The organism is Sphingomonas sp., from assembly GCF_036387595.1.
GTDB lineage: Bacteria > Pseudomonadota > Alphaproteobacteria > Sphingomonadales > Sphingomonadaceae > Sphingomonas.
Genome location: NZ_DASVTL010000072.1, coordinates 1 through 20639, shown reverse-complemented (window position 1 = coordinate 20639; position 20639 = coordinate 1). Strand labels below are relative to the sequence as shown.

The 20639-nt window shown below is 65.6% G+C and carries 17 protein-coding genes and 1 pseudogene; 5 read left to right on the top strand and 13 right to left on the bottom strand.

Going from position 1 to position 20639, the window contains the following annotated elements:
* Window positions 1-15 precede the first annotated feature (15 nt).
* A complete protein-coding gene (locus VF643_RS06020) occupies window positions 16-3075 on the top strand; it encodes a TonB-dependent receptor domain-containing protein (protein WP_331042469.1) in 3060 nt (1019 codons plus the stop codon).
* A gap of 195 nt (window positions 3076-3270) precedes the next feature.
* Here the strand turns inward: VF643_RS06020 and VF643_RS06015 are convergent, their stop codons facing one another.
* The 7 genes from VF643_RS06015 to VF643_RS05985 all read right to left on the bottom strand — a co-directional run bounded on the left by VF643_RS06015 (window position 3271) and on the right by VF643_RS05985 (window position 8832).
* Window positions 3271-4293: a hypothetical protein gene (locus VF643_RS06015; RefSeq protein ID WP_331042468.1), complete on the bottom strand. Its 1023-nt coding sequence runs from the start codon at window positions 4291-4293 to the stop codon at window positions 3271-3273.
* The gene (locus VF643_RS06010; protein WP_331042467.1) at window positions 4290-4868 is read right to left on the bottom strand and encodes a hypothetical protein; all 579 of its coding nucleotides are present in this window, start codon (window positions 4866-4868) and stop codon (window positions 4290-4292) included. Before VF643_RS06010 ends, VF643_RS06015 begins: the two co-directional genes overlap by 4 nt.
* Window positions 4865-5299 (bottom strand): c-type cytochrome, encoded by a 435-nt coding sequence (locus tag VF643_RS06005; protein WP_331042466.1) that lies wholly within the window; start codon window positions 5297-5299, stop codon window positions 4865-4867. The genes VF643_RS06010 and VF643_RS06005 overlap by 4 nt, the downstream gene beginning before the upstream one ends.
* Before the next feature lie 20 nt (window positions 5300-5319).
* Entirely contained in the window at window positions 5320-5658 is a 339-nt protein-coding gene (locus VF643_RS06000) for a hypothetical protein (RefSeq protein ID WP_331042465.1), read from the bottom strand.
* Window positions 5655-6461 (bottom strand): quinoprotein dehydrogenase-associated putative ABC transporter substrate-binding protein, encoded by an 807-nt coding sequence (locus VF643_RS05995; RefSeq protein WP_331042464.1) that lies wholly within the window; start codon window positions 6459-6461, stop codon window positions 5655-5657. The genes VF643_RS06000 and VF643_RS05995 overlap by 4 nt, the downstream gene beginning before the upstream one ends.
* Window positions 6462-6468: 7 nt before the next feature.
* Window positions 6469-6948 carry a c-type cytochrome gene (locus tag VF643_RS05990; protein ID WP_331042463.1) on the bottom strand — a complete coding sequence of 160 codons (480 nt, stop codon included), beginning with the start codon at window positions 6946-6948 and terminating at the stop codon, window positions 6469-6471.
* Window positions 6949-7017: 69 nt separating this feature from the next.
* Window positions 7018-8832 (bottom strand): methanol/ethanol family PQQ-dependent dehydrogenase, encoded by a 1815-nt coding sequence (locus tag VF643_RS05985; protein WP_331042462.1) that lies wholly within the window; start codon window positions 8830-8832, stop codon window positions 7018-7020.
* A gap of 403 nt (window positions 8833-9235) precedes the next feature.
* On the opposite strand from VF643_RS05985, the gene VF643_RS05980 reads away from it, so the two are divergent.
* Genes VF643_RS05980 through fghA form a run of 3 tightly spaced genes read left to right on the top strand, consistent with a single transcriptional unit; the run spans window position 9236 to window position 11629 of the window.
* Entirely contained in the window at window positions 9236-10345 is a 1110-nt protein-coding gene (locus VF643_RS05980; RefSeq protein ID WP_331042461.1) for an S-(hydroxymethyl)glutathione dehydrogenase/class III alcohol dehydrogenase, read from the top strand.
* Window positions 10346-10385: 40 nt separating this feature from the next.
* Window positions 10386-10778, top strand: coding sequence for a VOC family protein (locus VF643_RS05975; RefSeq protein WP_414713806.1), 393 nt, complete (start codon window positions 10386-10388; stop codon window positions 10776-10778).
* A 14-nt stretch (window positions 10779-10792) separates the two neighbouring features.
* Window positions 10793-11629: an S-formylglutathione hydrolase gene (gene fghA / locus VF643_RS05970; protein WP_331042555.1), complete on the top strand. Its 837-nt coding sequence runs from the start codon at window positions 10793-10795 to the stop codon at window positions 11627-11629.
* Here the strand turns inward: fghA and VF643_RS05965 are convergent.
* From VF643_RS05965 to VF643_RS05945, 5 genes are all read right to left on the bottom strand, one after another.
* Entirely contained in the window at window positions 11586-12131 is a 546-nt protein-coding gene (locus VF643_RS05965) for a rhodanese-like domain-containing protein (RefSeq protein WP_331042459.1), read from the bottom strand. The genes fghA and VF643_RS05965 overlap by 44 nt on opposite strands.
* Window positions 12128-12922 (bottom strand): quinoprotein dehydrogenase-associated SoxYZ-like carrier, encoded by a 795-nt coding sequence (locus VF643_RS05960; RefSeq protein WP_331042458.1) that lies wholly within the window; start codon window positions 12920-12922, stop codon window positions 12128-12130. Before VF643_RS05960 ends, VF643_RS05965 begins: the two co-directional genes overlap by 4 nt.
* On the bottom strand, window positions 12913-13860 hold the full coding sequence (locus tag VF643_RS05955) for a quinoprotein relay system zinc metallohydrolase 2 (protein ID WP_331042457.1): 948 nt from the start codon (window positions 13858-13860) through the stop codon (window positions 12913-12915). The genes VF643_RS05960 and VF643_RS05955 overlap by 10 nt, the downstream gene beginning before the upstream one ends.
* Window positions 13841-15259, bottom strand: a complete 1419-nt coding sequence (locus VF643_RS05950; protein WP_331042554.1) for a porin — start codon at window positions 15257-15259, stop codon at window positions 13841-13843. The genes VF643_RS05955 and VF643_RS05950 overlap by 20 nt, the downstream gene beginning before the upstream one ends.
* A gap of 89 nt (window positions 15260-15348) precedes the next feature.
* Window positions 15349-17853, bottom strand: a complete 2505-nt coding sequence (locus tag VF643_RS05945; RefSeq protein ID WP_331042456.1) for a TonB-dependent receptor — start codon at window positions 17851-17853, stop codon at window positions 15349-15351.
* 230 nt (window positions 17854-18083) lie between these two features.
* On the opposite strand from VF643_RS05945, the gene VF643_RS05940 reads away from it, so the two are divergent.
* On the top strand, window positions 18084-20504 hold the full coding sequence (locus VF643_RS05940) for an HPP family protein (RefSeq protein ID WP_331042553.1): 2421 nt from the start codon (window positions 18084-18086) through the stop codon (window positions 20502-20504).
* Window positions 20505-20533: 29 nt separating this feature from the next.
* Here the strand turns inward: VF643_RS05940 and VF643_RS05935 are convergent.
* Window positions 20534-20639: pseudogene (locus VF643_RS05935) on the bottom strand (IS5/IS1182 family transposase); the annotation flags it as partial.

The window sequence follows — 20639 nt, the reverse complement described above, 5'->3', positions numbered from 1 at the left end:
AGAAAGGGGTCCGACATGATGACGAAACAGACATTGAAGCACCTTCTGCTGTCGACGGCGTTCGTTGCAGCAGTGGCATCTCCGGCAGCGGCGCAGGTGGTCGAGCCTCAGGCCGAGGCGGGTGATCCGGTCGCGGACGCCAAGATCGCGATCGACGAGGACAAGCCCGAACTCCAGCCAGTCAGCGCCAACGACGTCGTGGTCACCGGCACGCGCATCATTCGTCCCAACAACCGTTCGGCCGCGCCGATCGTCACGACGACCTCCGCGGACATCGCAGCCCAAGGCGCGCTGACCATCGAGGAAGTGCTGAACCGCCTGCCGCAGGTTCAGGCGAACGGCGAGCAGAATTTTGCCGATTCCGAAGGCCGCCAGCGCGTCAAACTGCGCAACCTGGGGTTCGAACGCACGCTGACGCTGGTCGATGGATTGCGCCTGGGTATCCAGAACGGGCAGGACGTCAGCATCATTCCGACGGCACTCGTCGAGCGTATCGACGTGCTCTCGGGCGGCGCATCGTCGGTCTATGGTTCCGACGCGATCTCCGGCGTCATCAACTACATCCTGAAGAAGAATTTCGACGGCATCTCGCTGTCCGCCAATTACAGCTTCTATAATCACGACAACCGCGCCAATGCGGTCACGGAGGCCGCGGGGCGCGCCTTCTTTCCCGCGCAGACCGGCATGGCAAACGACGGTGGACGCATCGACGCATCGCTGGCGGCGGGCAAGACGCTGTTCGACGGTGCGCTCAACATCACCGGCTTCGTCAATTATCGCGCGTCCGAGCAGGTCAATCTGGCCGACCGGTCCTCTGCGGCATGCGAGGTGACCCAGCCCACACGCGACGGGCCGCTGACCTGCACCCGCAGCACGTACACCACCACCGGGACCATCCTGCCGCAGGGTGGGCCGAGCGCCGGTCGCGCCTTCGTCAACAATCCCGACGGATCGGGCACCTTCGTCAACTACAATTCGGGGCCTGGCACCGCCGCCAATCCGTTCGACGGGTTGGGCTTCCAGCGTAAGTTCAACCGCCTGAACGCCGGCGGCTTCGTGACGCTGAAGCTGGCCGACGCGCTGGAGCTGTATTCGACGACCTTGTGGTATCGCGACCGCTCGCAGAACCCCCTGCCCAACCGCGTCTTCTCGTTCACGGCCTATGGCGGGACGCCGTTTCAGGTGAACTGCAACAACCCGTTCCTCTCCGCGGCGCAGGCACAGTCGCTGTGCGGCGCTCAGGCGGGGACGGCGGTGACCATCCCGATCGACGTGCGCTATCGCTTCGACGGACTGCCGTCGGTCCAGAACAAGTTCGAGAACACGGGCGTGCGCGTGACGGGGGGAGTGCGCGGTGCACTGTTCGACAATGTCTGGCGTTACGACCTATCCGGCGTCTATGCACGCAACAAGGGCACGACGATCTTCCCCGCCTTCCCCGATTTCGACCGCGTCAGCCGGTCGCTCAACGTCGTAAGCGTGGGCGGCGTACCGACATGTGCCGCAAGGGTCAGCGGCGTCGACGCGGCCTGCGTCCCGTTCAATGCCTTTATACCCAACAACAACGACGCCACGCTGAACAACTATCTGTTCACCAACGTCGATGGGACGCAGACCATCATCCCGACGTTATGGCAGGGTGTCGCGTCGATCACCGGTGACCTGGGCAAATACGGCGTCACCTCCCCGCTCGCTGAACAGGGCATCGCAATCGCGATCGGCGGTGAATATCGTGCCGAAAAGTTCGTCAGCACGGCCGATGCGCTCTTCCGCCAGACGAATGGCGGCACCGACCAGCGCTACACCCAGAACGTCAAGGAGGCCAACGTCGAGATCCAGGTGCCGCTGGTCGAGCACAAGCCGTGGACCGACCTGCTGCAGGTCAACGGTGGCTATCGTGTCTCCAAATACAATCGGCTGGAGAGCACGTTCGACACGTACAAGGTCGAAGGGCTCTGGGCGCCGGTCGCGGACGTCACCTTTCGCGGATCGTTCAACAAGGCGCAGCGCGCACCGACCGTCATTGAGGCGGTGCAGGCCAGCGACATCAACTACACGACGATAGGATCGCGCAACGATCCGTGCGCCACCATCCCCGACCCGCAGAATCCAGGGCGTACCCTCGGCCCCACCGCGACCTTGGCGCAATGCCAGGCGACCGGGCTTCCCGCCAATCTCTATGGCAGCGCCACGCTCAGCTGCCCGGATCAGTCGTGCACGATCCGCAACGGCGGCTTCGGGCTGACGCCGGAGACCGCGTTCACCAAGACCTTTGGCGTCATCGTCCGTCCGCGCTTCCTGCCCGGCCTGACGGTGTCGGTCGATCGTTTCCTGATCGATCTCAACGATTCAATCGGATACCGACCAGCCGCCGACTTCATCAACGGCTGCCTCGCAACCCTGAGCGATTATTATTGCCGCGGCATCGTCCGTAATCCCGGCACCTTCACGCTGTCGAGCCCGACCGGCAGCAACCCGACGGCGGGGTATATCGCGCAGGGCACCACCAACGGCTTCAAATCAAAATCGCACGGCTGGGATTTTCAGGGCCAGTATCTGCTCGGCCTGGGTGCCATCGGGCGGCTTGATGTCTCGTTCAACGGCACGTTGACGACGCTCGCCGGAGGCCAGGGCGCACCCGAACTGCCGCCGACCAACTGCGTCGGCTATTACGGGCCATTCTGCGGTGAGAGCCTGCCGAAATGGAAGCACCAGTTGCGGACGACCTGGCAGACCGCCGATCGCATCGCCAACATATCGCTCAACTGGCGCCACGTCGGCCCGATGACGCTCAGCTACAATGCGACCGACCCCAGCCTGGGCATCCCGGTAACCGCAGCCGATCGCCGGAACACCTACGGCGGCATCAAGGCCTATAACTACTTCGATCTCTCCGCCGCGATCGACGTCGCCAAACAGCTGTCGCTACGCCTCTCGGTGAACAACCTGTTCGACAAGGATCCGCCGCTGATCCCCGATTCGCGCAACCTGCTCGGGCTGCTGCGTAACAACACGCTGTTTGGCTATGATCTGCTCGGACGCCAGCTGGTGGCGGGGGCGACGATGCGTTTCTAATCAGACCCGCAGTCCGAAGGCTTGGGTTCGCCGTAGCGCGCGGCGAGCCCAAGCCGATTTCGAGGGCGCGCCCCTCCGCGGGTATGGTTCGGATTATCGCGCGGCAAGCGCCTCATCGGAGACCGTACCGCCTAGGAAAGAATCGAAACGGGAACGATGCGGATGCCGGAGGTCGGCAAAAAACCGGGCCTCTCGTTATCGTACGGCGACGCCCCAGGCGGCGGTGCCGACCTTCACTTTGCCGACGACCTTCATATTCGCGATATCCACCAGCGTCACGTCGTTCGACGAGCCGTTCGCCGTGAAGGCCACGCTTCGATCGGGGGCGAGGGCCACACCCCACGGACGGACGCCCACGGCCACCGCGCCAGTCACCGCATCGGCCCGTCCGGTGTCGATCCGCACCAGCCGCCCGCCGCGACCCGTCGTCATCACCAGACGCGTGCCGCCGATCACCGCGATGCCCATCGGCCGATCGGCTCTGGGAAGTTCGATCCGACGCGTCAGCCGCCCGGTGTGCAGATCGACAACGCTGAGCGACGCGTCATTCTCCCCCGGTGCAACGGCATGCGTATTGTTCAGGAATGCGGCACTGCGCGGCCTGGTGCCGACCTTCACGCGCGCGGCGACCGCGGGTGGTGCGCCACGGATGATCGCCAGGCTGCTGTCCTCCTCCGACGTTGCGAGAACCGTCGCGCCGTCCGGCGACACCGCTACCCCTTCGGGTTCGCCGCCGACCGCCAGCTGGCCGATCCGGTTGCCGTCGCGGCCGAGGATGACCAATACGCCGCTATCCTCGCTGGCCACGTACAGCCGTTCGCCATCGGGGCTGATCGCGATCTGTTCGGGGTCGGAGATACCGCGCAACGTGCGCACGACCCGGCGGGTCGCCAGGTCGACGACCGCTACGCCATCGGCAGCCCTGTCGGGTGGAGGCAGTTTCGATTCGTCCACCCCCGGCCCGGCGGCCGGCGAGCCGCTCACGGCGACGTAGAGCAATTTACCGTCCGGGCTGACGACCAGTCCGCGCGGACGCTTGCCGATCGCGATGCGGTCGATCTCGGCGCGCTTAATCGGATCGATGACGCTAACGTCGCCCGATCCTTCGTTCGTGACATAGACTAGGTACGGTGGCGCCTTTTCACCCGATTGCCGCGAACAGGCTGCGAGCAGCACCAGCGCGGCGGTGCCAAGCAAGCGCGTTGCGACGCGAGTCATCCGGATTTCAATGCCGCCAGGAGTGCCGTCAGCCGCTGTTCGAGCGCGCCCGGCTGGCGGCAGACGATTGGTAGCATGCGCTGGCGATCCTCGAAGATGCGCTGGTCCCATTTAGCCTGCTCCTCCACCGCAACGCGCCGCTCCGCGGTGATCGCGGGCACATCGAGCGCGGCATAACCCTCCTCGATCCGCTTGGCGAGTTGCCCCTGGCGAACGTTAAACCGGCGGATGCCGTCGATGATCGACTGGCGCTCGCCGTCGATGGTGCCGATCATGGCCGCCGCGAGCTTAGCGCGATCGCCCGCGGCGGGCCGTGCCTGGGCAAAGCGCCGCACTTGCACGACGGCATCCGCTTCCTCGATGCTGCGCCGCGTGACGTCGCGTGCGAGCGACGCGACCGGCGCGTCGGTGGACCAGCCGGCCGCGTCCGTTCGTTCGGCCCCTGGCCAATATGCGGCAGGCGCCGAAAGCGGCTTTGCGTCCGCATCACAAGGCCAGCCGGCGTCTTCGGTCGGCGCCGTCGCTGCCACCGCACCTAGAGACAGCAGCGCCAGTACGACCCGCCGCCGGATCATTTCGCCGCCGCGGGATTGCTCAGATAGGCAATCACGGCCGCGCGATCGGCCGGTTGCGGCAGACCGGCGAAGATCATCTTCGTGCCGGGCACGGTCTGGCGCGGATTTGTCAGATACAGGTCCAGTTGTGTCGGCGTCCACGGCTTGGCATTGGCCTTCATCGCGGGCGAATAGTTGAAGCCCGGTACGGAGGCCGGCTTGCGGCCGACCGCTCCGGCCAAGGTAGGGCCGAGCTTGTTCTTGCCGGGTTCGACGGCGTGGCAGATCGCGCATTTGGCGAATACGACCTTGCCCCGCGTGGCATCGGCGGCGGCCTGAGGCGGCGCTGCGATCGCCGGTGCTGCACCGACCAGTACCGCGCCCCCCATCATCCCGGATACGGCGACCATCGCGGCGCCCGCGGCCACCCGGCGGCTAAGCAATTTCAACACGCATTTTCTCCCTAAGCAATTCAGAAGCAGCGAAAGTCCGCCTCGACCTGCGCCGCACGGAAACGATCAACGACGTTGCGCAGCACCTGTACGTCGCGAAACAGGCTGGCGGTCTCGCCCGTCATCCCCCGCATCCGCATTACCGTTTCGGCGCGCTCGTAATCGCGGTACGGCATGACCGCCGCGATGGCATCGATGCTGCACGCGCACCGTCGCATGGTATCCTGCGTCTGGCCGTTTGCCGCCATGCAGCCGATCACGTAATCCGCCCTGGCCTCGGTCGGAAAGTCGTTCGCGCTGGCCGGCGACGCCGCAATCGCGGCGATCGAAACCGCGACCAGGGGCAGAAGGCGCGTCATGCGCCCGGCTCCGCCAGCGGCAGTTGCGGCACATGCGCCGCCGTCAATATGTTCTTGATCGTTGCACGGTTCGTGCGGATCAACGTGTCGACCTGTGCCCGCCATCGCGGCTCGCCGTTACGAACGGCCATCGCGATGTCGAAGGCGAGCGGGATGTCCTTTTTGCCGGTCAACGGCGTCACGCGAAACCTGCCCGGCTTCAGGGCCGCGAAAGGACCGCCCACCGGCCCCCAGACGACCGCCGCGTCGATCCGCCCGGCCCCCACATCGTCCACCAGCCGGCGTCCAACCGAGTCGAGCCGATTGTCGACCATCAGATCATAGGACCGCATCGTATCGAGCAACCCCGCACGCGCCATCAATTGCGCCGCCGGCGTTCCCGCCTGCACACCGATCGTGCGGCCGCGCAGCGACGGGTCGTCCAGCCGTGTCGCCGTAACCGCATCCTTTATGCGCGTGACCAGCACATAGCTCGACCGGTAATAGGGAATCGTGGTCTGCGCGATGTCGTTGCCCGCCACCGTGCCGATCACCAGATCGCATCGGCGCAGGTTCAGCGTCATGCGATAGAAGCCGATGCCGCTGGGAAACCAGGTATAGCGCACGGGCACGCCGAGCGTCTTGGCCAAGGCCGTCGCGATCTGGTTCTCGAAGCCCTTGCCGTCCTGCGACGACAGCGGCACCGCACCGGGATCGGCGCAGACCCGCAATGCGCTGCGATCCACCGCCTCGGCGCGCTGGGCATGCGAGGCGTGCGGCGTCGCCAACGCCAGCGTCACGCCGATCAAACCACGTCCGATCACCACGACCTCACGAGCCCATGCAGGCGTTTTCTGCCTCGGCCACGTCGGCTGGACGGGTCGGCTGGGGCGCGGGACGGCCGCGCGGCACGGCGCCATCGGAACGCGCCTTCAGATAGGTATAAATGTCTTCGATATAGCACATCACGTTCGGATCCGCGCCGAACTCCGGCATGGCGAGCTGGGCATTGGCCTTCCCATTCACCACAATTTCGAGAAATTGGTCATGGTCCATCGTCTTCAGCGATGTCGCCAGTGCGGGCGCGAACGTCCCGCCCAGGCCATCGGGACCGTGACAGGTCGAGCAATTGCCGTGATACCGTTTGTAGCCGCTGAAGACCGCCCACGGCACCGCCGCCCCGGCCGCGGCCACTGCCGGCGTGGCGGCCGGCGGCGTCGCAGGCGTGGATTGCGCCGGGGCGATGCTGATACCCATCGTCAGGGCTGCCAGCCCGAGTGCAACCCTTGATCCGTTACGCAACGACATCATGCAGCGATCCTACCCATTTAACTACCGAGCGAGGGGAGCCATCGGCCCCCCTCGCCCGCACACTTCCTATCAGCGAGAAGCGACTGCCGTCCCGCCCGGTACTTCGAAGACGGTCAGCGCGCCGCCGAGGTTGGTGTATTGGGACAGGCCGCGATACGCCCCGACCGCACCCAGACCATCCTGGTCGCCGGTCAATCCGGCCGCCATGCCGATCGCGGCCCAGCCGCCGACGCCCGAGAGGACGGCGATATACTGCTTGCCCTGATAGGTGTAGGTGTTGATGTTGCCGATTATCCCCGACGGGGTCTTGAAGCTGTACAGTTCCTTGCCCGACTTGGCATCGACCGCCTTCAGATAGCCCTCCATCGTGCCGTAGAACACGACGTCGCCAGCAGTGGCCAGCGCGCCCGACCAGACCGAGAACGGCTCCTTGATTTCCCATGCCGCCTTGCCGGTCATCGCGTCATAAGCGACGAACCGACCCAGGTTCTGCTCGCCCTTGGGCGGGTACATGCTGAGGTTGGCACCGACATAGGGCGAACCCGCGACATAGGCGACCTTGGTTGGCTCGTAATCCATGCAGACGTGGTTTGCAGGGATGTAGAACAGGCCGGTCTTCGGGCTGTAGGCCGCAGGCTGCTGATCCTTGGAACCGAGTGCCGCTGGGCACACGTCCTTGGTCACGACATCCTCGCCATTGCCTTCGGTCGAATATTTCGCGACCCGCTGCGGCAGGCCGGTCTTAAGATCGACACCGGTCGCCCAGTTGACCGCCGGATCATACTTTTCCGCGACCAGCAGCTCGCCCGACACGCGATCGAGCGTGTAGGAAAAACCGTTGCGGTCGAAGTGGGTGAGGAGCTTCCGGTCCTTGCCCTTGAAGGCCTTGTCGACCAGAATCATCTCGTTGACGCCGTCGTAATCCCACTCGTCGTGGGGCGTCATCTGATAGATCCACTTGGCCTTGCCCGTGTCGGCGTCGCGCGCCCAGATCGACATCGACCAGCGATTGTTGCCCGGCCGCTGCGCAGGGTTCCAGGCACCCGGATTGCCCGATCCGTAATAGATCAGGTTGGTCGCGGGATCATAGCTGGTCCAGCCCCAGGTGGTGCCGCCGCCCAGCTTCCACTGATCGCCCTTCCAGCCTGCAAGTCCGGAGTCCTTGCCGACAGCCTTGCCCATCGACGTGGTCTTGACGGGATCGATCAGCGTGTCGCTGTCCGGACCCGAAGAATAGGCGCGCCACGCCACCTTGCCGGTCGCGATGTCATAAGCGGTCATCATGCCGCGGACGCCGAATTCGCCGCCCGAATTGCCGATCAGAACCTTGTTGCCGACGACCGTCGGCGCTGCCGTGCCGGTTTCGCCCTTGGTGGCATCGCCGTTCTTGGCGGACCACACGACCTTGCCGGTCTTGGCATCGAGTGCGACGAGCGTCGTATCCGCCTGATGCAGGAAGACCTTGCCATCGGCATAGGCGACGCCGCGGTTGACGGTGTCGCAGCACATCACCGCGATCGTCTTGTTGTCCTGCTTGGGCTCATATTGCCACGCGATCGCACCGTTGCGCGACAGATCGAGCGCGAACACCTTGTTAGGGAACGGGGTGTGCACGTACATCATGTTGCCGATGACGAGCGGACCGCCCTCATGCCCGCGCAGCACGCCGGTGGAGAAGCTCCAGGCGACCTTCAGGTCTTTCGCGTTCGCAGTATTGATCTGAGCCAGTTCGCTGTAGCGCGTGCTGCTGTAATTGCCGAGCGGCATGACCCACTGATTGGGGTCTTTCTGCATCGTCGTCAGCTCTTCCCGTGCGAATGCCGGCGTCGCCGCCATGACCAGCGCGATTGCCGCGCCCGCCTGGATCATTGATGGAATACGCATAATCTTCCTCCCCTGTTTCGACCATGTTTCAGACCGGGCATCTCGAATACCGTCCGTGCATTATTGCACGTAACCACGGCTGCTTCCGCTATGGAGCGCCGAACGATCACCTTGAAGCTGACGGCTTGTCGCCGCTCTCTCTTTCGTCGCGAATAGCTAAGACATCGCAAACATCTAAAAGATTGCAAGCTATCCAGGTAAGGAGTTAACCATAAGCGCGATCATGGGACAAGAGCTATTGCACGGAGATTGTGGGTATCGCATCGAACGTCTGCACGAGCCTGGCATAACTTAAATGGCCGAGGTGCGCGTTCGGGCTGGCGAGCGTCCTACATATAGCCCTGCGGTGCGACGGACGACACCATGGCGCCTAAGCCGTTCAAATCCTGGGGAGGGAAAATCAATGAAGACCCGTGCTGCCGTAGCCTTCGAAGCCAAGAAGCCGCTGGAGATCGTCGAACTCGAACTCGAAGGGCCGAAGGCGGGCGAGGTTCTGATCGAGATCATGGCGACCGGCATCTGCCATACCGATGCCTACACGCTCGACGGCCTCGACAGCGAGGGGCTCTTTCCCAGCGTACTCGGCCATGAAGGCGCCGGCATCGTGCGCGAAGTGGGCGCAGGCGTCACCAGCGTTGTTCCCGGCGACCACGTCATCCCGCTTTACACGCCGGAATGTCGCCAGTGTAAGTCGTGCCTCAGCGGCAAGACCAACCTTTGCACAGCGATCCGCGCCACCCAGGGCAAGGGGCTGATGCCCGACGGCACGACTCGCTTCAGCTACAAGGGTCAGCCGATCTTCCATTATATGGGCTGCTCGACCTTCTCGAACTTCACCGTCGTGCCCGAAATCGCGGTCGCCAAGATCCGCGAAGACGCACCGTTCAAGACCAGCTGCTACGTCGGCTGCGGCGTGACGACCGGGGTCGGCGCCGTGGTCAACACCGCCAAGGTGCAGGTCGGCGAAAACGTCGTCGTGTTCGGCCTGGGCGGCATCGGCCTCAACGTCATCCAGGGCGCCCGGCTGGCTGGCGCGGGCATGATAATCGGCGTCGATATCAACCCCGATCGCGAGGAATGGGGCCGCAAGTTCGGCATGACGCATTTCGTCAATCCCAAGACGATCGACGGCGACATCGTGGCGCATCTGGTGGCGCTTACCGATGGCGGTGCGGATTACAGCTTCGACGCGACCGGCAACACCACCGTGATGCGCCAGGCGCTGGAATGCTGCCACCGCGGATGGGGCACGTCGATCGTCATCGGCGTGGCGGAAGCCGGCAAGGAAATCTCGACCCGCCCATTCCAGCTGGTCACCGGCCGCAACTGGCGCGGTACCGCGTTCGGTGGTGCAAAGGGTCGTACCGACGTGCCGAAGATCGTCGACTGGTACATGAACGGCAAAATCCAGATCGACCCGATGATTACCCATGTCCTCAAGCTCGACGAGATCAACAAAGGTTTCGACCTGATGCACGCCGGCGAAAGCATCCGCAGCGTGGTCGTGTTCTAAGAAAAGCGTTGGCAGATAGAACAACCAAGGGAGACGGATGATGACGGTGATTTCAGGTGACGGCGTATTTTCGCACGTGGCGCTCGGCGCCAGCGATCTTGTGGCCTCGGCGGCCTTCTATGACGCGGCGCTGGCACCGCTCGGGGTGAAGAACATGGGTCCGTTCGGCGACTCCGCCATCCTCTACGGCAAGGACAAGCCGGCATTGCTGGTGCTGAAGCCCGGTAATGGCGAAGCGCCCTCCGGCAACGGCGTAACCGTCGGTTTCGCCGCCGCCAGCCCGTCCGATGTCGACGCCTTCCATGCCGCCGGTCTGGCTGCTGGCGGCACCGATGAGGGGGCGCCGGGCGATCGCGGCCATCTGCCGGGCGCCTATGCCGGGTATCTGCGCGACCCCGCGGGCAACAAGATCTGCTCGTACACGTTCGTTTAATTGAGGAAATGATGATGGAGAAGGTCGGCGCGAACCACAGCTTCGGTGGCACGCAAGGGGTTTATAAGCACTGCTCATCAGTGACCGGAACCGACATGACCTTCTCCGTCTTCATGCCCCCACATGCCGAAGGCGCCAAGCTGCCGGTGGTGTGGTATCTGTCGGGGCTGACCTGCACCTATGCCAACGTCACCGATAAGGGCGAGTTTCGCGCCGCATGCGCCGAACTGGGGCTGATCTTCGTCGCGCCGGACACCAGCCCGCGCGGAGATGGCGTCGCCGACGATGCCAACGGCGCCTATGATTTCGGGCTTGGCGCCGGATTCTACGTCGATGCGACCGAGGCACCGTTCGCATCCCATTACAAGATGTGGTCCTATGTCACCGAAGAACTGCCCGCGCTGATCGCGGCGGAGTTCCCGGCTGACATGGAACGCCAATCGATCATGGGCCATTCGATGGGCGGCCACGGCGCGCTGACGATAGGCTTGTCGCATCCGGACCGGTTCAAGGCGATTTCCGCCTTCGCGCCCATCGTAGCACCCGGTCAGGTGCCGTGGGGCCACAAGGCGCTTGGCGGCTATCTGGGGGAGGATCGCGCCGCCTGGCGCCGCCACGATGCGGTGGCGCTGATCGAGGACGGCGCCCGCGCGCCCGCGCTGCTCGTCGATCAGGGCGAGGCCGACCAGTTCCTGGCCGAACAGCTGCGTCCCGAACTGCTGCAAGCGGCCTGCGACAAGGCTGGAATCCCGCTGACGCTTCGTATGCAGCCGGGATACGACCACAGCTATTACTTCATCTCGACCTTCATGGCCGATCACCTGCGCTGGCACGCGGCGCGGCTGGGCTGACGGCCGCGGACGCGGCCCACGCGGAGTCCGGCTGGACGACCGCGGTGGCGTGGCGCTCCTGCCAGCCTTCGATTCCGGCGGCATACCAGAACACGCGGGGATGACCGGCGCGGACCAGGCGCTTGGCGGCATTCCAGCTGGCCCAGCACCGCGGATGGCAGAAGATCACGACCGCACGGTTGCGCACGGCGATCGTCGTCAGCAGCGTGACGCGGGAAGGCGCGAGCACCCCCTCCCCAGCCCCGGGCAGCCAGCGGCTGTCCGGGATCGACCGGTGCAAGGGCAGCCACGGCCGGTTTCCCGGCGGTCGCGGCTCCTCGGGCGACACGTCGATCAGCACCGGCCGCTCATCGGCGATCAGCCGGTCGAGCGCGGCATCGTCGATCACCCTCGCACCGGCCAGCGCCCACGGCACGTCGCCGCGCATCGCGCCGGTCCAATAACCCTCCGGCTCCGCCACCTGAACCGCGCCGACCAGCGCGAGCGCGATTACCAGGCTCATGATGCCGCGGTCGGCACGGTGAACCGCTGCTCCCAGCGCGCGCCGGCGCTGTCGGTCGCCACGACCGTCACCTCGTCGCCGGGCTTGCCCGCGAAAGCGAAGCCGATCGCGGGATTGGCAGAAAGAGAGATGTCGCCGTCGAGCGCGAAAATGCTGCGGCCCGCGATCGTGACTTCCAGCCGCTCGATATAACGCGGCGGGGTCGTCAGGCGAGTCACTTGGTTCATCTGCATACCGGTGAAATTGGGGTGCCGGATCATCACCAGCGCATCGACCCGCCCGTACTTCGCGGCCGGCGCGAAAGTCATGCGGATCGCTCCCATGCCAGCCATTGCTTCCTCGTCGCTGACCTCGATGGGCGCCGAACAGCCACCGGACGCCTTGACGAAGCGTGACACCGCGGCCAGCCGGCCGTCCGCATGTTCGGCGACCGCGTGCATCGTCGTATAACCGTTCACCCGCACCCGGAACGCAACTCCGTCGCGCACCGCCGCCGGACCGAAGCGCAGGTGCGCGGCATAAGGCGATGGGTTTTCGTCGATCACCAGGTGAACGGCGGCGACCGCGGGATCGGTGATGGCCAGCGTGACGGGCACCAGTGCCGCATCCTGCGCGCGCAAGGGTGCGTCGATTGCGATGCCGCGCGTCGCGACCGCGACCGCGCGCTCGCCGAAGATGGCGCGGCGGACCTCGGACCAGCGAGCCTCGCGGGCGGCGGGATCGTCCAATTGCGCGGCGGCCGGCGCGGCAGTGGCCAGGCAGATGGTGGCAGCAAGGCGGATCATTCCCATTCCAGCTCCTTATACGCTTTGATGACGTTACCCGGATGATAGGCGTCGAACAGCCGCCAGTTCGCACGCGCAGATTGCCCCAAGGTGCGCGCCGCGACGTCGATCGGCACGCCGCGCGCGATCGCAGCGCGCGTCTGGTCGCGCAGCATGACGAGGTAGGCCCGCAACTTTGCGACGGCGGGGGCGCGATCGACCAGAACCGGCCCGTGCCCCGGTATCACGCGCGTGGCGTTGAATCGGTCCAGCACCGCGATCCATCCGGTCAGGCTGCCGTCTAGCGAAGGTATGCGCTCGACGAAGAGCAAGTCGCCCGCGAACAGGATGCCGGTTGCATCGTCGATCAGGGAAAGGTCGCACCGGGTATGCGCCGGCGAATGCGCGGTGAAGGTGAGTCGGCGCATGCCCAGATCCACGGTAAGCTGATCCCGAACGATCGCGTTCGGCAGGGTCCACGGTCCCGCCGCCTCGGCGCCGATCAGCGCGGAGAGCCGCTGCCGGTCATAGTCGCCGCGGGAAGCGAGCGATGCCGCGAGCCGGTGATGGCCGACGATCGCGGGACCGTCCCGTACAAACGCCGCGGCGCCGAATACATGGTCGGGATGGCCGTGTCCGAGCACGACATGAGTAATCGGCCGATCGGTTCGTGCCCTGATCGCGCTGCGCAGCGCGGCACCGTCCGCCATGCTCCCGCCCGGATCGGTGACGCACACCGCGTCACGCCCGATCACGAAACCGGCGTTGCCGATCGCCGCGGCGTTGGCGCGCGTCGCCTCGGTATCAGCACCACGGCGCACGAAGATGCCGGGCGCGATCTCCCGCAGTTCGGTGGAGGCACCGGCCGCCGGCGCGGATCGTGCGAAAGCGGACGCGGCGGCGGCGATGATCGCCGTCCGCCGCGTGACGATGGTGCTCAGCGGGTCAGAAGAACAGGATCGCACCCGCCGCGATCGCGTCGGACTCGGCCTCGTTCGGCCCCTGCGCTTCGGCTTTGGTGTGGACATACTCGCCCACCAGCGTGACCCACGACGTCAACCCATAGCGCGCCTGCCCTACCCAGCTGCTGTTGCGGCGGAGCAAGGTGGGGTTGATCTCGCCCTGCACCAGGTCGAGCACGCTGGCGCCGTAGCTTGCGCCGAGCGTCAGCTTGCCGATCCCATAGGTGCCCTGCAGATAGTAACCATGGCTGTCGCGCTTGCGGCCGTTGGCAGCGGTGGACAGGATGAACAGGCCCGTCGTACCGACCCCGCTGCCGCCGTAGTAATAACCGGTGACCGCCGCCGGCCCCACGCCGACCTTGGCACCCACATCGAAGGCGCGCCCGGTATAGCTGGGCGAACCCAGAATGCCGTCATGCTTCTGGATGATGCCCGATGCCCACAGATGGCCGGTCACGCTGTCGGCGGTGAAGTCGTAGCTGACCTTGCCCTGGAAGCCCGGCGTGCCGTTGACCTCGTCGTTGCCGATCGTGACCAGCGGCTGGAACGCGCCGACCGAAGCCTGGAACCCGCCGAACTTGGGGGTGGTGTAGGTGATCTGCGGCTGGAAATCGGTATAGATATACCCCAGCCCGATCCGCCCCAGCGACGTGTTCGACGGCGCCGCATTGCCCGCTGCGCTGCCCACCGACAGCAGCGTGATGTCGTTCAGGATCGCGTCGGATGCGAACAGGCCGATGTCGCGACCGATCTTGACCTCGCCGAAGCCAGGCTTGCCGAAGGTCAGATAGGTCTGGCGAAAGTCGATGCCCGAGGTCGCGAGCGCCTGCGGCGTTCCCGCGGAATTGGCGCCGCCCACGCCGGATACGCTGTCTATGCCAGGATACATCCCGAAATGCGCACCGACATCCCAGCCGCCCTGATTCGTGGTCACATCCACCTTCAGGAAACCCGGCAGCAGGCCGTTGCGGATCGACGAGCTTTTGGGACCGACCGAGGCCAGTCCACCGGCGACCGCGGTGTTGGCAGTGGCCGCGTCGCTATTGTCATGCACGTAGAAGCCGTTGACCGATCCGGAGAACTTCAGCGTGACGCCGGCCATTTCGAAGCCGACGCCGCTCTCGGTCATGCGGATCGCGCGCTTGTCGTCCAGCGCGGCGGCGGCGGCCTGCTGCGGTGGCTGCGCCTGTGCCGTCGTGACCTGAACCGGCTCGCTTGTCGCAGGCGCTGGCTCCACGGGCTGGCGCGCCGACAGCTGGTCGTATTCCGCCTGCGTCAATATGCCCTTGGCCAGCAGCGTACGAAGCAATGCATCGGTGGTGTCGGCGTAAGCCGGAACCGCGCCGGCACACATGTACGCGGCCGCAGCAGCGGACGCGAGAAAATGCCTCGTGTTCTTCATCATTTGCCCCTCCCCTTTATCGGATATGGTTCCGATTATAGGGGAGTATAGCCTAGTTTAGTTAACGGCGCGATCCTCAAAGAAGAGCCTCAGAATGTTACGCGCGCGCCGATCCGCGCCGAACGCGGCGATCCTGGCGCGTAGAAGGTCGAATGCCGCAACGGCCGCTCGCCGTCCATCACGGGCGTGGCAAAGGGGCGGGCGACAAACGCTCCGGCGGCGGTGAACCCGGTCGCGCCGAGTTGCGCGGCATTTTCATATTCGGCATCGAACAGATTGTTGATCTGCACGAAGATGGTCAGCGCCTTTGCCGGGCGATAGTCCATGCCCGCGTTGAAGATCGCATAGGCCTCCGTCTTTCCCTCGCCTAGATGATAGAGGCCGTCGGGCTCATGCTCGCCATTCTCGTTGCCGCGCGCGATCACGCCGGACAAGGCGATCATGTCGGCACTCAGCGCCAGCTGCGGCGCCACGTCCCAGGTCGCCCCTGCCTTGAAGATGTGACTCGGGATCAGCGGGATACGGTCGCCGCGCTCGATGTCGATCTCGCCTTCGAACCCCGGCGCGTCGCCTTCGTTGCTGCTGTTGGCCTCACCGTTGACGGTTTCCGGGCTGCGGAACGTGGCGTCGAGATAGGTATAGTCGAGATGCAGCCCGAGCGGACCCAGCCGGCCGCGCACGCCCGCCTCGATGCCCTGCCGCCGGGTACGTCCGAAATTCCGGAAAAAGCCGAAACCCGCCTGATCGTCCGCGACGAACAATATGTCATCGCGTGCGTCGCTGCGGAACGCAGTCAGCGTCCACGTCGTGCCGGCGCCCAGGGCACCGCTCGCCCCGGCCTCGAACGTGCGGACGACGACCTGGTCTAGCGGGGGATCGCCGGCTAGCGCATTGGGCAGGCGGCACGGCGCGTCGGGATCGGCGCAGCCGAGTTCGATCGCCGAGGGCGCACGGCTCGTCTCCGCGACGCTGGCGCGCAGCGTCAACGCCGGCGATGTGGTCCACGCGATCGACGCCGCGGGGTTGACGCGGTTGTAATGCGCGTCGCCGTCCAGCGAACCGGTGCCGCCGCCGGGGTTTAGCGCATCGCGATTGTGGACGACGGTACGGTCATACCGCGCCGATGCGGTCAGCAGCAGCGTGCGCGACAGGTCGATCGCGTCGCTCGCATAGGCGCTGAGCGTGTAGGTGCGCCCGGTCAGCTCGACACGCGCATCCGCAGGCTCTTCCGAATCCTGCGTGCCGTCGGCGAAAGCACCCGGTCCCGCCATGACCGCGACGTCACGATCGGGTGTGAGATAGCCGAACTGGCTCGACTGGGTGAAATCGGCCTTGCTGCGCAGATAGGCGCCCCCGATGGTCAGCCGGTTGCTGCCCCCGGCCGCCGGCGTCACCCACGTCGCCTGCCCACTCGCACCCCATTCGTCCTGATCCGTCGCGGTGCGATTGAGCAGCCCGTTGCACCGCTCGTTGGGCTCGCTGTTGAGCAGGATGCTCGCGATGCAGCGAAAGCGTGGAAACGGCGTATTCAGCGCAGTCTCGCCTGCCGTGGGAAAGTCGGTGATGCCGGCAGCGGTCAGCGCCGCACGCTCGGCGGCGTTCGGCTGATAGACGTTCTCGCCGAGCGACTCTTCGTTGATGTCGCCGTTCAGCGTCCTGGTGCGGATGGTGCGCCAATAGGCGTTGCCCGACAGATGAAGCGAATCCGAAAGTTCGCGTTCCACGATCAGGTTAATCAGGCCGGCGCGGTTCTTCGTCTGGTCGGGCTTGGTATAGATGCTCGAGCGGTCGCGATCGAGCAATTGCTCGTCCTGCAATCCATTGCCGATCAGGTTAGTATCGGCAAAGCTGCCCGAAAGGAACACTTCGGTCGCGGCATCGGTAAAGCCCAACTTGCCGAACACCTGCGTCGCCTTTGACGGAGAGGCGTCGCGCCAGCCGTCCTCGGCGAAATGGTTGGCGGTCGCATACCAGTTCAGCCCGCTCTGCTCGATGCCGCCGGCCTCCGCCTGAAAGGTCCGGCGACCGAACGAGCCATAGCTCGCCTCGGCCGCCAGCGCAGGCGCGGAGCGGCCATCCTTGGTCCGGATCGACAGTGCACCGCCCAGGCTGTTGCGCCCGAACAGCGGGTTCGTGCCCGGTACCAAAGTGATCTGCGCGATGGCGGCGCGTGGGATCAGATCCCAGCTGACGACATCGCCGAACGGCTGGTTCAGCCGCACGCCATCCAGGAAGACGGACAGGCCCTGCGGCGTGCCGAGCAGCGGGGAGGCGGTATAGCCGCGGTAATTGACGTCGGGCTGTAGGGGGTTGTTCTGGATGTCGTTCACGTAAACACCGGCCGTTGCGCGGGTCAGATATTCGGTCAGGTCCAGCGCATGCGAACGGTCGATGTCGGCGGCCTTCGCGGTGGCGGCATAGACGTCATCGGAATCGGTGAGCGGGGTGATCCCGACGACGACGATGTCCCGGTCCTGCGCGGTCGACGGCGCGGGCTGCACCGGCGACGATGCCGACGTGGTCTGCGCCTGCACGGCCTGCGCTGCGATCAGCGCTATGGACGCGACCGCCGTAAGATAAACCTTCTTCTGCACACATGCTCCCCCGGTCGCATGTCCCGTTGCCCGAAACATGGCCGGGCTATGCCCAAAAGAGTGGGACAGGCAAAGCCTGAACCAACGTAAATCATGGTAGAATGCTATTGCGTGCCAGTTTCATCACAGTCCGTACGCCGCGTGGTTCGAGCATGCGCGAACCGCCGAGCCGCGCTCCATCCTATGATTAGCGCATATTCACCACACTTTGGGGGCGCGATCGCGTGCAGATGCAGAACTTGCCGCTGACGGCCGCGTCCGCGGCGGTTTCCGCGGCCCCTAAGATCGGATGGCTCGGGCCGAACTCCGGCCAGCGGCTGATCGCCGGCCTCGCCGCGCTTGCGGGCGTGTTGCTGACCGGCCTGACATGCAGCCTGCTGCCGGCCCCGGCGGCTGGCCTGCCCTTGCTTATGGGTGCGGTGGGCAGTGTCAGCGTGTTGCTGTTCGTGGTGCCCGCAAGCCCGTTCGCTCAGCCCTGGGCGATCATTGGCGGCAATGTCATATCCGCCCTGGTCGGCGTCGCCTGTGCGCAATTGATCCCGAACCCGGTATTCGCCGCCGCTATCGCGGTGTCCGGCGCGATCCTCATCATGTCGCTGTGTCGCTGCCTGCATCCCCCCGGTGGCGCGTCCGCGCTTGCCGGTGTGATGGGAGGACCAGCGCTTGCAGCCGCCGGATGGATATACCCGGCGGTGCTGTTCGTCGATTGCGTCATCCTGGTGCTCTGCGGACTCGTCATCCATGCGCTGCTCGGCAACCGCTATCCCCAGCCTGCTGCCGCGGCGCCTGCACCAGCGCGCCCTGCCCCGGCACTGCCGCCGGTGCTCGATCCGGCGGTACTCGAACGGCTTGCACGCGCGGCCGTCCCCGTCTCTGCTCCTGCGACTGCCGCCCCGGGCGGCCGGCTGGACACCTGGCTGCTGTCGAGCAAGATCACGCTGCTGACCGCGCTATCGCTCGTTGCGCTGTCGCTCATCACCTTCGGCGCCACCCGCTACATCATGATCTCCGGCGGGGAGGAACGCGCGGTCGAGCGGCAAGAGGCGAACATGCGCGTCGCCTGGGACGCGTTGCGGCAATATGGCACGGCCTTTTCGACCCAAGGCGATCGCCTGCTGGTCGGCAACCGCGTGCTCAACGATTTCTTCGCGCCGGTCGATCGGGTCGAGGCGCTGGTCGGCGGCACCGCGACCATCTTCCTGGGCGATCGCCGCATCAGCACGAACGTCCTGGAGGCGAACGGCGCCCGTGCCATCGGCACGACGCTGACCTCGGACGAGGTGCGCAGCGTCGTGCTGGAGCAAGGGCGGCCGTACCGCGGCCGTGCGGACATCCTCGGGCGATCGTTCTTCACCGCTTATGATCCGATCAAGGATCGCTCGGGCCGCGTCATCGGCATGCTTTATGTCGGCGTGCCGGCCGCGGACTTCCTCGCGGACATCGGCACCGCCACCTGGCAGATCGCGCTCGTCGGCATGCTGGTCACGCTTGGAGCGGCGTGGCTGTGCCGCCGCCAGATGCGCCGCATGTTCGCGCCGTTGACCCGGATGTGCGGCGTCATGGGCGAGCTGGCGCAGGGCAACAACGCGGTTCCGATCGACGGACTGGAACGCCCGGACGAAATCGGCACGATCGCCCGATCGGTTGCGGTATTCCGCGACGTGGCGATTGCCAAGGCGGACGCGGACGCAGTTCAGCAAGCGGTGGTCGCCGATCTGGCGCGCCGGCTGCACCATCTGGCCGCGCGTGACCTGACCGCGCGCATCGACGATGATTATCCGCGAGAATATGCGCAACTGCGCACCGACTTCAACGCCGCCGTCGGCAATCTGGATGAGGCGATCGGCGCCGTCGGCCAGCACAGCACGGGCATTCGCCGAGCCGTCGCGGGCCTCGCCGAAGCGTCGGACGATCTTGCACGCAAGACCGAACGCAATGCCGCGACGCTTAATCAGACCAGCGCGGGCCTGGGACAGGTGACCGGCCAGGTGCAGCGCAACGCCGAACTCGCTGGCGACGCCAACGGTGCGGTGCGCACGATCAACGGAGAGGCCATCGCCGGCGGCGAGATCCTGCGTGATGCGATCAACGCGATGCGCGGCATCCAGGATTCGACGGCGCAGATCGCCCAGGTCACCGGACTGATCGACGGCCTGGCCTTCCAGACCAATCTCCTGGCGCTCAATGCCGCGATCGAGGCCGGCCACGCCGGCGAAGCGGGCCGGGGATTTGCGGTCATCGCAGGCGAGGTGCGCGGGCTGGCCCAGCGTTCCGCCAGGGCGGCGGAGGAGATCAAGAGCCTGGTCACCGCCAGCACGGCGCAGGTCGATGCCGGCGCACTGCTCGTCGAAAAGACCGGCGGCGCGTTCAACCGGATCACGACCCAGGTCGAAGCGATAGGCGGCGTGGTCGGTACGATCGCCGCATCCGCTGGTCAGCAGGCCGTCGAACTGCGCAGCGTCACCGCAACGATTGCCGAACTCGCAGAGGCAACCCAGCGCAACGGTGCCGACGTGGAGACGCATCATGCCGTGACGCTCGACCTGTCGGGTCGCGCGGCCACGCTCGATCAGCTGGTCGCCGGCTTCCGCACCGCACATCATGAACCCGCAGAGGGTGCCAAGATGCGACGCCGACGTGAACGCGTCTAAGAGTCTGAATCGTAAAGTTGATCGATAATTCAGTGCCTTGCAAGGCGTCGGGTGAGGAGGCGGATGTTGGCGACGAGGATCCATGCCTCTGCGGAAGCGATGGTGCGCTCGAAATCCTTGGCCAGTCGGCGGCAT